Raw genomic sequence first — 16,079 nt, forward strand, 5'->3', positions numbered from 1 at the left:
CAGCGCGCTGCAGATCGTGGCCTTCGGCATCGGCCTGACCATGCTGTTCATGCTCGTGATCGTACGCGGCGACCTGCTGGCCGGCTGGCAAGCCGATATCGCCGCCGATGCGCCCAACCGTTTTCTGATCAACATCACCCGCGAACAACAGCCGGCGGTCGCCGAACGGCTGCAAGAAGCCGGCCTGGACGCCGACTTCTACCCGCTGGTCCGCGGACGGCTGACGGCAGTGGACGGCACCGCGATCGAAGACGACGCGGCGCTGGCCGAGCAGGCCGGCGAGCTGACCCGGCGCGAGCTGAATCTGTCGTGGACCGACACGCTAAAAAACGATAACCGCATCGTGGCAGGCCAGTGGTTCGATGCCGGCGATACCGGCAAGCCTCGCATGTCCATCGATACCTCGGTGGCCGAACGCCTGGATGTGGGCGTGGGCGACAGCCTCACCTTCGATATCACCGGCACGCCGGTCACGGCGACCATCGAAAGCATTCGCGAAATCGACTGGTCCAGCCTGCAGGCGAATTTCTATGTGCTGTTCGCGCCGGGCGTGCTGGATGAATTCTCGGCGACCTATATCACCAGCCTGTACGTGCCCGACAGCGCCCACGGCGTGATTGGCGCGCTGGTGCGCGAGTTCTCCAATATCAGCGTGATCGATATTGCCGCCATCCTCGACCAGCTCACCACGCTGATCGACCGGCTGAGCCTGGCGATCGAGCTGGTATTCGGCTTCACCCTGGCCGCGGGGCTGGTGGTGCTGCTGGCAGCGATGCAGGCCAGCCGCGCCGAGCGCCTGCGCGAAGCCGCGCTGCTGCGCGCACTCGGCGCCCGTTCAAGCTGGCTGCGCCAGGCCACCTTCGGCGAATGCTTGCTCATCGGCCTGTGTGCATCGCTGCTGGCCGCCGCGATCGCCCAGGTCACGGCTATCGTGCTCGCCGTCTGGGTGTTCGACCTCGGCTATGCCTGGCGCTGGCCCCTGTGGCTGATCGCGATCACCAGCGCCACTGCCGTAATCGCCCTCTCCGGGCTGGCCTCGCTACGCGATGTGTTGCGCCAGCCGGCCTGGACCAGCCTGCGCGCCAGCGACTAACGCCCGCGGGCGGCGTTGCATACGATCGCCTGCGCATCGACACTCGGCGCTGACCTATAACGATCAGCTCGAGGAGACACCATGGCCACCAAAAGCCCGGCCGCCGAATTCTGGCGCGATATCCCGCCGATCCCGAACAGCTTCAAGCCGGATACGCTGCCGGAAGTGCATATCGCCAATGCGCCCACCGAAGACGAGCGCTATTACGTGCCCTTCAGCGATACCGTGTCGTCTCGGCCGCTATGGATCTCGCCATCGTCGAACCGCTGGTGCGACGTGCTCATGGCCAAGGGCGCGGGCCTGGTCAACCGTCACTATCACCCCAACGAAGTGTTCGCCTACACCATCTCCGGCAAATGGGGGTATCTGGAACACGACTGGATCGCTACCGCCGGCGACTTCGTCTACGAAACCCCGGGCGAAGGCCACACGCTGGTGGCCTACGAGCACGAAGATCCGATGCGCGTGTTCTTCGTGGTCAAGGGGCCTTTGATCTGGCTCGACGAGAACGGCGAGTCGGACGGCTATTTCGACGTACACGACTATATCGCCCTGTGCCGCGAGCACTACGACCGGGTCGGCATCGGCGCCGACCATATCGATACGCTGTTTCGCTAGAGCGCAGAGCCCGCCACGGCTCAATCTGAGACAAGCGCGTCCTGCAGCCAGGCCGTGAACAGGGCGACGCGACGGGTGTGGGCGCTCAATGGCCCGGCCACCCGTCGATAGACATGGCCGGGTAGTCGCACCGTCGGCCGCCAGGCCACGAGCCAGCCGCGGGCCACCATATCCCGTACCAGCAGTTCGCTGACCAATGCGACGCCCTTGCCCGCCAACGCTGCCTGCACCACCTCCTGCTCGTGCGCGAAGCCTCGCACCGTAGCGTTATCGGGCAGCGTTTCACCGGCCGCAGCCTGCCATGCCCGCCAGTCGACCGGCGCCAGCCCATTCGATGCCCAGCGGGTGACCAGGAATTCGGCCGTCTCCGGCCTGGCATGACGGGCCAGATAATCCGGGCTGGCAAACGCAGCCACCGATTCCTGCACCAGCACCTGCCCCTCGGGCGCAACGACATCCGCCGCCGAATAGCGAATCGCAATATCCACCTGGCGATCGCGCGTCATATCAACCGGCGCGGTGGACGACAAAACCTGCACCCGCAGCCCCGAATGGCGCTGCTCGAAGTCGTCGATACGCGGGGCCAGCCAGAGCGTGGCAAACGCCGGCGTCGTGGATACGACCAGCCGGTTTTCGTTGTCTCGAATCGCGGCGACTGCGGATTCGAGCTCGGCAAAGGCGCGCGAGGCGGATTGCGACAACACCCCGCCCGCTTCGGTGAGCGTGATCGCGCGCGTGTGGCGCAGGAATAGCGATACGCCCAGCTGTGCTTCCAGTCCCCGGATATGGTGCGACACCGCGGTGGGCGACAGATGCAGCGCTTCGGCCGCGGCCTTGAAGCTGCCCAGGCGGGCCGCCGCCTCGAAGGCTCGCAGTGCGGCAAGAGAAGGAAACGACAAAGCGGCTCTATAGCGGATGAGTTTCGTTCATCTATAGGTGTTTTCTTTGCCTTTGTCACGATTGTTAGCGAAGGCGGATAGTTGCGCTGAACTTATCCATGCACCGTTGCAGAAGAATCCGCCATGACCACCATCTTGCGTATCGACGCCAGCGCCCGACAGGCGCGCTCTCTCAGCCGTATGCTCGGCGACCGTTTTATCGACCGCTGGCAGCAGACCGAGCCACAGGCCGCGGTCATTCGCCGCGATGTCGGCACCCAGCCGCCGCCGGCCATCTCGGAAGCGTGGATCGCCGCCGCGTTCACGCCGGTCGAGGAGCGCAGCGCACAGGCCACGGCAACACTGGCCCTGTCGAACACGCTGATCGACGAGCTGGAACAAGCGGACGTGCTGGTCATCACCACGCCCATGTACAACTACGGCATGCCCGCCGCGCTCAAGGCATGGGTCGACCAGGTGGTACGCATCAATCGCACGTTCACCTTCGATCTCGGCCGCGGCGACCGGCCGCTGGAGCCGATACTCGGCGGCAAACAGCTGGTGGTGCTCACATCCTCGGGCGAATTCGGTTTCAGCGCCGGCCAGCTCAACGAACAGGCCGGGCATCTGTTGCCGCATCTGCGTTCCGTGGCCGGCTATCTCGGTGCGAAGAACATCCACCACGTGGGTACCGAATACCAGGAATTCGGCGATGAGCGTTTCGAGAAATCGAAAGCCGAAGCGAAAAAACAGGTTGTCGCACTGGCCGCCGCGCTGAGTACCGACTGACCGCTATAAGTTAATGAATCTCTGCACAACCTGTCACGGTCGCGCCGGTGTGCTTTGCGCGTGGCTGGCAAGGAGAGGGAGGCGTAGCGTGCTGGTTGCACGGTGCGACTGCCTCGACGCCGACCAGGCGCGCGCAAAGCCCCGGCCCCGAAGGGGTTCGGCCTCACAGACGCTGCGACTGCGTTGCCGAGCTTGACCTGCCAATGAGGCAGGCGCTGCGCTCGGACGTCTTGTCGCAACGCATTTGACCTTGAAAGTCTTTCCAGGGCGAACGCGAGCCGCGAGAGGTTATGCAGAGATTCCTTGAAAAAGAAACGGGGCCGACTGGCCCCGTTTCCGGCTTAACCGCGCTGCTCAGGCGCTCGCTTTTTCCCGCTCCTGCGTAACGGCCGGGGTCGTTTGCTCGCCGCTACGCACGGTGATACGGCGCGGCTCGGCGGTGGCCTTCTTGTTGATGGTCAGCCGCAGCACACCATGTTCGGCCCGGGCGTCGATATTGTCTTCATCGGCCGTTTCCGGCAGCGAGAAGCGACGCACGAATGAGCCAAAGCGACGCTCGCGATAGCGGGCCTGGCCGTTTTCCTCGGTCTTTTCTTCATTGCGCTCGCCTTTGAGGGTGAGCACGCCCTTGTCGAGGGTGACCTCGATCGCCTGTGGGTCCACGCCCGGCACCTCGGCTTCGATGTGATAGGCATCGCCTGTTTCGCGGATATCCACGTTCGGCGTCCACGCCCCGCCGGAAAGCGCGGGGAAGGCATTGTTGTCCTGTACGAACATGCGATTGATCTCGTCGTTGAACTGGGCGAGCAGGCTGCTCGGCTCGAAACGGTTCTGATAACGCTGAATGGCCATGATCATTCCTCCTTAATTTTTCGCCCTCAATCAACGGGCTGCGTTGCTACGTCAGGAAAGATAGGGCCGCCGATAAACGTTTCAATAGTTGCTTGATCGTTTTTATGGGGTTTTGCGTGGGATCTTCGGTAACTGCTATAACCGACGCACGGATTTGTCACCATCAATGGATCATCGATGCGAACGTTGACGTTCTCCACGCTCTGCGCCGCCACCCTGGCTGCAACGGGTCTTTTTGCGGCCGGCAGTGCAAGCGCGGCCGAGGGCTGCGACAGCGCCGGGCTCGCTCTGCCCGACGGTTTCTGTGCAACGCAGTTCTCCAAGGATGCCGGCACGCCCCGACATCTGGCGGTGGCCGACAACGGTGTCGTCTATATAAATCTGGCCAACGATGTGGACGGCCACGGCCTGATGGCGCTTCGCGACAGCGACGACGACGGCGTGGCCGACGAGCGCAAGACCTTCGGCGAAGGCGGCGGGACCGGTCTTGCGATTCACGACGGCTGGCTCTATGCCGCCACCGTCACCGATATCTACCGCTACAAGCTCGACGGTAACCTGGTGCCGCAGGGCGAGCCCGAACATATTGTCACCGGCCTGCCACAGCAGTCGTCGCACGCCGCGCGCGGACTGGCGATCAGCGAAGACGGCCAGCTGTTCGTAAATAACGGCGCGCCGTCCAATGCCTGCCAGGAAAGCGATCGTCAGCCCGGCTCGAAAGGCCAGGACCCCTGCCCGCTGCTCGATAACCACGGCGGCATCTGGGCCTTCTCGGCCACCGAAACCGGCCAGACCTTCAAGCCAGAAACCGAATACGCCACCGGCCTGCGCAACATGTTCGCGCTCGACTGGTACGACGGCCAGCTCTACGGCGTCCAGCACGGTCGCGATCAGCTGCACTCCAACTGGCCGGACAAGTTCACCCAGGAACAAAGCGCGCATCTGCCCGCCGAGGAACTGTTCGCCATCGACGAAGGCGATCATTTCGGCTGGCCGTTCTGCTACTACGACCCGAAAGCCGACAAGAAAGTGCTCGGCCCGGAATACGGCGGCGACGGCGACAAGGTCGGCCGCTGTGCGGATTACGAAAAACCGCTGGCCGCCTATCCCGCCCATTGGGCACCGATGGACATCCTGTTCTACGACGGCAACGGCTTCGGCTCCCGATACGACGGCGGCGCCTTCATCGCCTTTCACGGCTCCTGGAACCGCGCGCCGAGCCCGCAGGCCGGTTATCGGGTGATCTACCAGCCGTTCAAAAACGGCAAGGCCAGCGGCGACTATGAAGACTTCGCCGGGGCGGCCGGCTTTACCGGCAGCGGCGAAACCGTCGCCTCGCCCGGCAGCGCCGAACATCGCCCCGCCGGCCTCGCCCAGGGCCCCGAGGGCGCGCTCTATATCAGCGACGATGCGGGCGGCACCGTATTCAAGGTGACACGCGCCAGCGACTGATCGCGGCTACATCAACGGGTGTGTCAGACCCGTATCAGCCCCGCGTGCCCTGGGTACGCGGGGCTTTTTTATGGCGTGCGCGAATACGTGCCGTAACGCTCGGGGATTTGGCGGACGCCGGTGCGCTTAGCGCCATAAAAAGCGACGCCTCGCTGGTTTATTGCAACTTTATAACGTAATATTCGCGCCGACCGGCTTTTCCGGCCGGCGAACATGAGTTCGATTGGGGATGGGGAACAGGCATTTACGTCGTGCGCTCGTGGTGCTCGCATTGCTGTGCGTGCAGGCGCTCGTGTTCGCCCATGCCTTCGATCATCCGATCGACGTTGCCCATATCGATCATGCCTGTACGAGCTGCGTACACGGACATTCGCCCGGCGCACCCCCGGCCCAGGCCGCAGCGCTGACGCTCCTCCTTTCCCGGCCCCGCATGGCGGCGCAGCCGATCCATGCCGGCCATGCCCGTATCCAGCTCGGCCACCATGCCGCACGGGCCCCACCCCGACGTTTCGTCTGACCGTAACAACCCAGGCGCCGCCGTAGCGGCATTTCTTCGAACCCCTGTCGCGGGTTCGTATATCAGACGGAACTCTTCTCATGGCTTACTCGAAATATGCACGCCTGCTCGTGCCCGCGGCCGGCATGTGCCTGCTTGGGGCCGGGCAACCTCTATTCGCCCAACCGCAACGCGCGAATGACAACGACCGCGATAGCGCCGCCCAAAGCACGCTGCTGGCGCCGATCTCGGTCGAAGCCCTGGCCTTTGACGATCAAGACCCCAGCCAGGCCATCGAAGCCGCCACCGTGGTTACCGGCCCCGAACTGGTACGCAAGCGCGGCCAGAGCCTGGGCGCCACGCTGGCCGACACGCCCGGCATCAGTTCGGCCGATTTCGGCCAGGGCGTGGGCCGCCCGGTCATTCGTGGCCAGTCTGGCGCGCGCGTGCGCGTACAGGAAAACGGCCTGGCCTCGGCCGACGTCTCCACGCTCAGCCAGGATCATGCGGTCAGTATCGACCCCTATTCGGCACGCCAGGTCGAAGTGCTCAAGGGCCCGTCCACGCTGCTCTACGGCTCCGGCGCCATCGGCGGCGTGGTCAACGTGGTCACCGACCGTATCCCCATGACCGCACCCGACGGCATCACCGGCGAGGCCACACTCGAACGCGGCGACAGCACGCTGGGCCAGCGACTGCAGCGACTGGATGTCACCGGCGGCATCGGCGACTTCGCCCTCAACGTGCAGGGCCTGAAGCGCCTGACCGACGACTACGAGGCCGACAACAGCCGCCTGATCGACAACAGCGCCACCGATACCGACACCTACAGCGCCGGCTCGTCTTATTCCGGCGACTGGGGCTATGTCGGCGGCGCGGTGAGCCATTTCGGGCGCGAATACGGCATCCCCGGCGAAGAAGCGCAGATCCGTCTGACCCAGGACCGCTACGACCTCAAGGGCGAGGTCTACGACGTGGCTCCCGGCATCAAGCGGCTCGAATTCTCCGGCGCCTATACCGACTACCTGCATACCGAAGGCGAGGAAACCCCGGAAGCGTTCTTCGACAACAAGGAAACCGAATTCCGTATCGCCGCAGAGCACGCGCCGGTCGCCGGCTTTACCGGCATTTTCGGCGTGCAGGGTTTCGACCGCGACTTCAAGGCCTATGGCGAAGAAGAGTCGTTCGTCCCTGCCACCGATACGCAATCGCTGGCGGCCTTCTGGGTCGAACAACGCCCGCTCGACGACAACTGGACCGTGCAGGGCGGCCTGCGCGTCGAATACCAGGAGCAGGACACCAGCGAAGACCGTTCGGACACCGACCACACCCCGATCAGCGTATCGCTGGGCGCCAAGCGCACCATCGGCGATCACTACGTGTTTACCGCCACCGCCGGGCGCTACGAGCGTGCCCCGGCCACCGAAGAGCTCTACAGCTTTGGTCCGCACGAAGCCACGCTCACCTACGAACGCGGCAACGGCAATTTCGGCGAAGAAGCGGCGAACAGCTTCGACCTGGGCCTGCGGCGTATCAATGGCCGCCTGCGCTTCGATACCAGCCTGTTCTATACCAAGTACGACGACTACATCTACCAGCGCTCGGTCGATGCCGGCGTCGACGCCGACGGCACCGGCACACCCGCTTCCGACGGCATTGCCGACCGTGTGAACGAAGAAGGCGAGTTCGCGCCGGATGGCGAATTCCTGCTCATCGACTACGCCGCGGCCGATGCCACCTTCTACGGCGGCGAAGCCGAGGTGGGCTACGACCTGATCGAAGGCGCCCATCGTCTGACCGCACGCGTGCTGGGCGACTACGTACGGGCCGAGCTGGACAACGACACCAACCTGCCGCGTATCACCCCCGGGCGCTACGGCGTGGGCCTGGACTACGACAGCAAGACCTGGCTGGGCAGCGTGGAAGCCCTGCGCGCCAGCCGCCAGGACAACGAGGGCCCGCTGGAAGACGAAACCGCCGGCTATACCGACCTCACCGCCTTCGTGGGCTATCGCCTGGCCGGCTACGACGATACCGAAACCATGGTCTATCTGCGCGGCGACAACCTGCTCGACGACGAGATCGTGCGTAGCACCTCGTTCCTGCGCGTCGCCCAGCCGGGACGCAGCGTGATTGCCGGGGTGAACGTGAAGTTCTAGTTCCGCGTCGCTGGAACTGGGAGAGAAAACGCCTCGGCTTTGCCGGGGCGTTTTTTGTTGGGGCTCGCCCAGCGGCCATAAGTAGAGCGCAGGCCGGACGTCAGCTTGCTAACTTAAGACGCGCGGGTTGCGCGTCGGCGCGAAGCGCGCCGAACCTCTGCGATGCGCGTGCCGAAGGGATGCGCGCAGAACTCAAATCGCTTTGGCGCTCCTCAAACATGCTACGCGCACCGGCACCGTGCGCCGGACACCTTCGGCCCTGTGCTCCTCGTTCGCTCCACACGGGGCCCAAATACAGTCGGCTAACGCCTAGCACGGCGTCTATACGACTATGCACTTAAAACTGGCACTTTGGCTGCGTTCTTGTCGGCTTACGCTTCGCTAAGCCGACTACAAAAGCCGTGACGTTGAGCGAGCGCCAGCGAGCTTGTCTGTATTCGGCCCCCTTGGGCGTAGCGCCGAGCAGTGGAGGCGACAAGCGGATCAAGTCAGCCGGATGTTTGAGCGAAGCGAGTTTCCGGCTGGCCCGCTTGACGCCGCAGCCGCGCAGGGAACCGACGCGCAGCATCGGCGCAAGACAGGGTGCCCTTTCTCTTGGCTACTTCTCTTTGGGCAAACAAAGAGAAGTGGCTCGCGCATCAGCGCGAAATCCTAAGTCGAAACTCGCCCCGGCAGTTCATTCAGAAAGCGAAGGCCTCAAACGACGAGGCTTTCGGCACTCACTCGGCCGGCTCTTCCGACACGTAGGTTGGATTAGCGCAGCGTAATCCAACACCGAACGCAGCCGGCGGTGTTGATTCAACCCGCCTGTTCCAAATCGGTAACGACGGCTATTCCGCGTTGGCTTACGGCCTGTGGCCTAAGCCAACCTACGCGGGCAGCGCGGGCAGCGCGGGCAGCGCGGCATTGTTCCAGATACGGCGTACCCGGCAGTGCTCATAAAAAACCCCGAGCGCTGTGCCAACGCTCGGGGTCGATTCAATCAGTGAAAGCCTGCCGTCAGGCCGCTTTCTTGCGCGAACGCGCCGTCTTCGAGGCGCTCTGCTTCACCTCTTCGTATTCACTCGGCTTGAAGCGCATCAGGCGCAGCTTGTACTCCCAGTTGAAGCCGGGATACAGCGTGGTGTTCTTGCCGGAATCGGTCAGATACCAGCTGTTGCAGCCCGAGGTCCAGGAGGTGTATTTCATGCGCCACTGGATGCCGCGGTTGAACTTGTCCTGTACCGACTTCTTCACGTCGATGAAGCGCAGCTTCTTTTTCGCCATGTGGGCGATGGCCTGCAGGATGTAGTCCATCTGCTGTTCGGTGAAGGCCAGCACCGAGGTATGGCTGGGGCCGGTGTTCGGGCCCATCAGGAAGAACAGGTTGGGGAAGCCGGACACGGTCACGCCCTTGTAGGCTTCCGCGCCATCGTCCCAGGCGGTGTTAAGGTCGACGCCCTGGCGGCCCTTGGTGGGGAACGGCGCGGCCTTGCTGGGCACCTTGAAGCCGGTGGCACAGACGATGGCATCCACCTCGATGGTGCGCCCGTCCTGGGTGACGATCCCGTTTTCGGTGATCTTCGCCGGGCCGTCGGAAATCAGCTCCACGTTGTCGCGCTGCAACGCCGGATACCAGTCGTTGGAGATCAGGATGCGCTTGCAGCCGATCTTGTAGTCCGGCGTAACCTGCTTGCGCATGGCCGGGTCTTTGACCTGCTTCTTGATATGGCCCTTGGCCATGTTCTCGGCCACGCGCTTGAACGGGCCGAAGTCGGAAATGACGAAAGGCGCGAAGAGTTCGTTGATCCAGTAGATCTTGGCCCGCCGGCGATGCAGCTTGGACGGCGATTCCTGGTATTCGGCCTGCTTCTCGGCGCTGATGGGCCGATCCGGCTTGGGCATGATCCAGCTGGGCGTGCGCTGAAACACGGTCAGATGCTCGGCCTGCTTGGCCACTTCCGGCACCACCTGAATCGCGCTCGCGCCGGAGCCGATCACGGCCACGCGCTTGCCGGCCAGATCGTAGTCGTCGTCCCACTGGGCGGTATGCATGAGTTTGCCGGTGAAGCTGTCCAGGCCCTCGATCCGCGGCCAGGCCGGGTCGGCCAGCGCGCCGACGGCGGACACCACGACGTTGGCGGTCAGCGTTTCGCCGTCGGCCGTGTGCACGTTCCAGATGCCGGTGTCTTCGTCGAAATCGGCGCCCACGATGGTGGTGTTGAAGCGCACGTGCTGGCGCAGCTTGTACTTGTCCGTACAGCGCTTGATGTAGTCGAAAATCTCCGGCTGCTGGCCGAAGCTGCGCGACCAGGTCGCGCTCTGCTCGAAAGAAAACGAGTACAGATGCGAATGCACGTCGCAGGCCGCGCCCGGATAGTGGTTGTCGCGCCAGGTGCCGCCGACCTCGCTGCCGCGCTCCAGAATGGTGAAGCTGTCCACACCGGCTTCCTTGAGCCGGATGGCCATGCCCAGACCGGAAAACCCGGCGCCGATGATCGCGATATGCATATCGGTATCGATCTTCGGATGGGAGGTGAGCGGATTGAAGCGGGACACGAGTTCGGTAACGGCCATGGGGCGCTCCGTGGCGGTGCAAGTGGGTGCCAGCGGTCTGGCGGACTTCAAAAATATCAATTTCCGCTCTTTCTGACAAGGCGCAATGTCAGATTAGCCTGGCCTAGCTTACCGCATAAACTGGCAAGGGGTAGCCCGCCCGCGTTAACGTATTGATAATCATTCCTATCGTCTGGCGCGAGCGCGGCGCACAAGACCTCTAGCCACCGGCCCGGCTGCGATGTTCGCTGACCATTTTCATGATGATCTCGCCTCGTTTTCGGACGTGCTCCTGCACGCCGAGGCAGCGCCGTCGGCGGCTACGATCGAGGCCGTCGCCCTGACCGATCCGGCCCGGCTCGATCTGCTGCTGACGCATTTTGGCGAACGCCACGAATGCACGGAGCCGCGTGCCCGCGCATCGCAGTGGTCAAAATACTTTTTTGCCCGGCTGGGCATCGCCACCCTGGTCGCGCAGCTGGCCAGCGACCGCGCGCTGGATTTCGACCTGAACAGCATGCGTGTCGTCTGCGACGACGACGGGACCGCGGCCCAGTTTCTGTTCGCGACCGGCAGTGCGCCCGTGAGCGACCGCCCGGGGCACGATTTCAGCGCGCTCGTGGATGATGCCTTTGCCCCGGTCATCGCCACGCTGTCCCAGCATTGCCGGCTCTCCACGCGGGTGTTCTGGAGCAATGCCGGCGTTTACTTCGACTGGGCACTGGGCGAGCTGGAACGCCAGCAGCGCATTCCGCCCGAACGCCTGGCTGCCGTGCGTGCGCTCATGACCTGCCGGCAACGCCCCGACGGCGGCTTCAACCCGTTTCACCGCATCCACAAACGCTGCCCGCCCGGCACCCTCGACGGCAACGGCGAACCCGTGGAACAGTGTCGCCGGCTGTGCTGCATGCGCGATCTCGATTCGCGCTGGGATCTGTGCTCCAACTGCCCGCGCGCCATGCACCGCGCCGAACCCGACCGCGCTACCGGATAACGCCCGAATGGAACTGCTTCGCCTGATCTGGCGCGACTATCGCGCTGCCTTCATTGCCGTGCTCGTCGGCAGCATGGCCAGCGCGGGGCTGGGCATCGGCGTGATCGCCTTCATTAATTCGCGGCTGATCGAAACAGGCAGCGGTGCGCTGTCGGCCCTGCCCCAGTTCTTCGGCCTCATCGTCCTGCTGCTGGCGATTTCGCTGGCCTCCCAGCTCGGCCTAACCACGCTCGGCCATCGTTTCGTGTTCGATCTGCGCTCGCGCCTGGTCAAACAGATACTGGATACCGATATCGAGCGTATCGAGCGCCTGGGCAGCGCGCGCCTGCTGGCAGCGCTGTCGTCGGACATCCGCAACGTCACCATCGCCTTCGTACGCCTGCCGGAGCTGGTGCAGGGCAGCATTCTCACCGTAGCCAGCGTGCTGTATCTCGGCTGGCTGTCGTTGTCCATTCTGGCGATTACCGCGGTCTGGATCGGCGCCACCATGGGCTTCGGCGCCTGGCTGGTGCGGCGCGTCTATCACCATATCGCGCTCGTGCGCGAGGCCGAGGACGCGCTCTATCGCGACTACGAAAACGTCATCCACGGGCGCAAGGAACTACGCCTCAACCGTGCCCGCGCACGCCGGCTGTTCGACGAAACCTATACCGACAACGCCCGTCGCTACCAGCGCCACATCATTCGCGCCGACACCTTCCATCTGTCGGCCAACAACTGCACCAACATCATGATGCTGGGCGCGATCGGGCTGGTGTTCTTCCTCGCCAACGGCCTGGGCTGGGCGACGCCGGCCGTGGCCGCCACCTATGCGCTCACCCTGCTGTTCGTACGCACGCCACTCATCGGTGCCATCGGCGCCCTGCCCACGCTCATCGCCGCCCAGGTCGCCTTCGACAAGCTGCGCACGCTGGCCCTGGCCGAACACGCCCACGGCTTCGACCAACCCGCGCCCATCAGCGCCGACTGGCAGACCATCGAACTACGCCAGGTCTGCTTCGCCTACGACGGCGACGAGGCCGAAGCCGATACGCCCAGCGGCTTTGCCATCGGCCCCATCGACCTCACCCTGCGCCGCGGAGAACTGGTATTCCTGATCGGCGGCAACGGCAGCGGCAAGACCACCCTCGCCCGCCTGATCACCGGCCTCTACGCACCCAAATCCGGCCAGATTCTTGTCGATGGTCACGTCATCGATGCCAACCGGCGCGCATCGCTACAGCACCTGTTCGCTGCCGTATTCACCGACTTCCACCTGTTCGAACAACTGCTCACCAGCGACGGCGCCCCCGTGGACGACGCCTTCATCCAGGACTGGCGCGAACGCCTGGGGCTCACCAACAAACTCGCGCTCGAAGGCGAACGCATCCTCGACACCCAGCTCTCCCAGGGCCAACGCAAACGCGTGGCCCTCATGCTGGCCCTGGCCGAATCCCGCGACATCCTGTTGCTCGACGAATGGGCCGCCGACCAGGACCCCACCTTCCGCCGCGTGTTTTACCGCGAACTGCTCCCCGCCTTCGCCGCCCGTGGCCATACCGTGTTCGCCATCAGCCACGATGACCACTACTTCGAACATGCTGACCGCCTGCTGGAAATGCGCGGCGGTCAGTTGACGGAACTGACCGGCGCGGCGCGAGATGCGGCCAGTCAGGATGCGGTCGCGCGGATTGCGCCAAGCTGATGGAGAGCAGCTCGGCACCGAGAACCGGGGGAGTTAGTTCAAGTCTGCTTTCGGCCAGAAGCAGCCTTTGTAACTGTCGATTCGCAAGCCTGATGCGACGACAAATCATCGTGCTAATTGATGGCAAAGTATCGTCAACACGGTAACGAACACTAGTCTTGTTAGTGGAACGTAAAAAGGTACCAACAATCTTTGGCACAGCTGCGATCTGCCATAAATGTTCCTTGCCCAGTTTCTTCGTCGAAGAATGTACTTCGGGGGGCGCCGTACACCCTCGTGAATCCATTCGCTGTGCCAGCGAAAACGAAACCGGTAGCTTCATTGTAGATTTGCGACGCAGATAACTTTTTACCGTCGTTAGTCGTCTTTGAACATCGCAGGATCGAGACATCGAGCTCGTTCATCAAACGAGTTATCGATGCCGCGACATTACTCCGCAACTGCATGCCCGAGCTTATAAGGGTGTAGTCCCCATCGCTTTCCATCCTCGAAAGCTCCGGCAAATCGACACAATAGTTTGAGAGTTGCTCAATCTCACTATATCGATCATTCAACTTTGTCCGGAGCTTTTGTACCGTGTTGTCGTTTTCTTCCGTACCTGATTGAGCGCACCCGCCTATGGTCACGAGTATCAAAGCAAGCAGGATCAACTTGGCGGGACTTCGCACTTTTTTACCCGCTAACATATGGCGCGGCCGTTTATCATAAGGCCATTGTCCTCAACCGCTTTTATCCCTCCGGGCGTTCGAGCAATAACGCTTCGTAGCATCGAGCTGGGTAGGTAATTCCTTCCTTTGTGTTCGACGAGCAAGCCACCGTTTCGCTCGTGCCTTAAACCTTCTTCGCGTGCTTGCAAGATAGCCTGGCAAGCTTGAGCCTGCCGCACTTTGTGCAAACGGATGATCTTGGCACTGCTCTTATCGGGCGGCGTGTGCACTTTTAAAATAGCTTCTAGCTTGCTGAGAGGAGACGAAAAGGCGACGCGTTCTTTAAGCAGAAGCTGAAAGCGCCTCGCTATTTCTGTTATTTTATCAACGGGTTATAGGCACTGCTCACCAGCCGTCGACGAAGACAAGGGAATCGCGCCCTGCAAGTTCACGATGACTACGTCCGCTTTGGGCCGCTAACGGCCAAGAGCGGGCATATCCCTAAGGTAACTGCCGATGTTTTGAACTCGTTCGACGATAAGATCAGCGAGCGACGTGGCGGCAAGTGTCGCGCGGCCGGTGCTTCGATAGAGTCGGATATCGATGGTCGGCAACTCCGGCAAACCAACCTCTTCTGGCTGAAGAATCCGAAGTTCCGAGTCGACCATGCTGGGTATGGCCACGGTGACAGCCAAGCCCGCTATGACGGTCGCGCGCAGCGCACCGAATGCCTGGTTTTCGTAGGCCGAGCGCCACGCTATCCCCGCGCGGTCGAGCGCTGCCGTTGCGGCCGACCGAAAAGCACAGCTACCCTGGGGCCATACCGCCAGAGGTAACGGGCGCCTTAGATACGCGCCCGACCCCGGCGCTGCGACCCAGACCAGCGGCTCGCGGCGTAACTGCTTGCCGCCCCGTGCGCTCGATTCACGAGTAACGATCGCCATGTCGATCTCGCAAGCCGTCACCTGCTTGACCAGGGTCACGCTCAGTTCGGATCGCACCTCCATCTCGACCTGAGGGTATCGCTCGGCAAACAATGCCAGCGTCTCCGGCAGGTAGAGCGCAAAATCCGCGGGTAATCCAAGCCGGACCTTACCGGCGATTTCGCTATCGGACAGCCGCTCTCTGAGCTCCGCATTCAGTCGAAGCATTTCACGTGCGTATCCCAATGCTTCGCGCCCGGCCCGCGTCGGTTTGAGCTGTCGCGACGTGCGTGCCAGTAGCGCGACGTCGAGCGATTCTTCCAGACGCTGTAGCTGCATGCTGATCGCGGATTGCGAATAGTTCATCTGCTTTGCGGCGGCTGTAAAGCTGCCGCTCTCGACGATAGCTACGAAGCTTTGTAGTGCCTTCAGATCGAGAACAGGGGCGCGCATGACGTATCAGATAATTTGATAGATGAATCAATAATAAGCGTTTCACAGATTAATTTGGCAAGTCCATATTGCGCGCCTCGATCGATACGTTCGGACCGCGTCATGGATAGATGCAACAAGCCACACGATAAGCCGGCAGCGACACAGCGCACCGAGAGAGCACAGGCACGTCGCACACGTGAGCGCGTTCTAGCTGATCTCGATCTAGCGGGTGGCGATGCGCGTTACCCGCGCGATCGTCAGCCCGCGCAAAAACCCTATATCTACGCGCCCGCCATGCCGTCGCTGGATCTGATCCAGCATATCCGTGTACGGCTGCTCGCCTGGCACAACCGTCGCTGGCTGCGGGCGCTGCTGTCTCGCGATGACCATGTGCTGGCCGGCTTCGGCTTCGGTCGAGCCGAGCTGCAGTGGGCGTTGCGGCTGCCCAAGGAAATGGATGCGAATGAAGCATTGCGTCACAAGCGCCGCCACCGGGCGAATGCCTCTCAACCGACCGACTGAGC

The 16,079-nt window shown here is 62.8% G+C and carries 13 protein-coding genes; 9 read left to right on the top strand and 4 right to left on the bottom strand.

Going from position 1 to position 16,079, the window contains the following annotated elements; all coding sequences use genetic code 11:
- Window positions 1-1,093: FtsX-like permease family protein (locus tag ABNU97_RS02340; protein WP_348765143.1), on the top strand; the 1,093-nt coding region annotated here is incomplete at its 5' end.
- Window positions 1,094-1,174: 81 nt separating this feature from the next.
- The gene (locus ABNU97_RS02345) at window positions 1,175-1,711 is read left to right on the top strand and encodes a 2,4'-dihydroxyacetophenone dioxygenase family protein (protein WP_348765144.1); all 537 of its coding nucleotides are present in this window, start codon (window positions 1,175-1,177) and stop codon (window positions 1,709-1,711) included.
- A gap of 20 nt (window positions 1,712-1,731) precedes the next feature.
- Here ABNU97_RS02345 and ABNU97_RS02350 read toward each other — a convergent pair whose 3' ends face one another.
- Window positions 1,732-2,610, bottom strand: a complete 879-nt coding sequence (locus ABNU97_RS02350) for a LysR substrate-binding domain-containing protein (RefSeq protein ID WP_348765145.1) — start codon at window positions 2,608-2,610, stop codon at window positions 1,732-1,734.
- Window positions 2,611-2,733: 123 nt separating this feature from the next.
- Between ABNU97_RS02350 and ABNU97_RS02355 the strand changes: the two genes are divergently transcribed.
- The gene (locus tag ABNU97_RS02355; RefSeq protein WP_348765146.1) at window positions 2,734-3,378 is read left to right on the top strand and encodes an NAD(P)H-dependent oxidoreductase; all 645 of its coding nucleotides are present in this window, start codon (window positions 2,734-2,736) and stop codon (window positions 3,376-3,378) included.
- Between the two features lie 354 nt (window positions 3,379-3,732).
- Here the strand turns inward: ABNU97_RS02355 and ABNU97_RS02360 are convergent, their stop codons facing one another.
- Window positions 3,733-4,230, bottom strand: coding sequence for an Hsp20/alpha crystallin family protein (locus ABNU97_RS02360; RefSeq protein WP_348765147.1), 498 nt, complete (start codon window positions 4,228-4,230; stop codon window positions 3,733-3,735).
- 177 nt (window positions 4,231-4,407) lie between these two features.
- On the opposite strand from ABNU97_RS02360, the gene ABNU97_RS02365 reads away from it, so the two are divergent.
- The 3 genes from ABNU97_RS02365 (at window position 4,408) to ABNU97_RS02375 (ending at window position 8,337) form a co-directional block, all read left to right on the top strand.
- On the top strand, window positions 4,408-5,682 hold the full coding sequence (locus ABNU97_RS02365) for a PQQ-dependent sugar dehydrogenase (protein ID WP_348765148.1): 1,275 nt from the start codon (window positions 4,408-4,410) through the stop codon (window positions 5,680-5,682).
- Between the two features lie 229 nt (window positions 5,683-5,911).
- The gene (locus ABNU97_RS02370; RefSeq protein WP_348765149.1) at window positions 5,912-6,199 is read left to right on the top strand and encodes a hypothetical protein; all 288 of its coding nucleotides are present in this window, start codon (window positions 5,912-5,914) and stop codon (window positions 6,197-6,199) included.
- 80 nt (window positions 6,200-6,279) lie between these two features.
- Window positions 6,280-8,337 (top strand): TonB-dependent receptor, encoded by a 2,058-nt coding sequence (locus tag ABNU97_RS02375; protein ID WP_348765150.1) that lies wholly within the window; start codon window positions 6,280-6,282, stop codon window positions 8,335-8,337.
- A gap of 999 nt (window positions 8,338-9,336) precedes the next feature.
- Here the strand turns inward: ABNU97_RS02375 and ABNU97_RS02380 are convergent.
- Entirely contained in the window at window positions 9,337-10,893 is a 1,557-nt protein-coding gene (locus ABNU97_RS02380; protein WP_348765151.1) for an NAD(P)/FAD-dependent oxidoreductase, read from the bottom strand.
- 220 nt (window positions 10,894-11,113) lie between these two features.
- Between ABNU97_RS02380 and fhuF the strand changes: the two genes are divergently transcribed.
- Both fhuF and ABNU97_RS02390 read left to right on the top strand, forming a co-directional pair.
- The gene (gene fhuF / locus ABNU97_RS02385) at window positions 11,114-11,866 is read left to right on the top strand and encodes a siderophore-iron reductase FhuF (RefSeq protein ID WP_348765152.1); all 753 of its coding nucleotides are present in this window, start codon (window positions 11,114-11,116) and stop codon (window positions 11,864-11,866) included.
- Between the two features lie 7 nt (window positions 11,867-11,873).
- A complete protein-coding gene (locus tag ABNU97_RS02390) occupies window positions 11,874-13,550 on the top strand; it encodes a multidrug ABC transporter permease/ATP-binding protein (RefSeq protein ID WP_348765153.1) in 1,677 nt (558 codons plus the stop codon).
- A 1,123-nt stretch (window positions 13,551-14,673) separates the two neighbouring features.
- Here ABNU97_RS02390 and ABNU97_RS02395 read toward each other — a convergent pair.
- Window positions 14,674-15,573 carry a LysR substrate-binding domain-containing protein gene (locus tag ABNU97_RS02395; RefSeq protein WP_348765154.1) on the bottom strand — a complete coding sequence of 300 codons (900 nt, stop codon included), beginning with the start codon at window positions 15,571-15,573 and terminating at the stop codon, window positions 14,674-14,676.
- Window positions 15,574-15,675: 102 nt separating this feature from the next.
- On the opposite strand from ABNU97_RS02395, the gene ABNU97_RS02400 reads away from it, so the two are divergent.
- Window positions 15,676-16,077 (top strand): hypothetical protein, encoded by a 402-nt coding sequence (locus tag ABNU97_RS02400; RefSeq protein WP_348765155.1) that lies wholly within the window; start codon window positions 15,676-15,678, stop codon window positions 16,075-16,077.
- Window positions 16,078-16,079 lie beyond the last annotated feature (2 nt).

The sequence above is a fragment of the uncultured Salinisphaera sp. genome (genome assembly GCF_964012375.1).
GTDB lineage: Bacteria > Pseudomonadota > Gammaproteobacteria > Nevskiales > Salinisphaeraceae > Salinisphaera.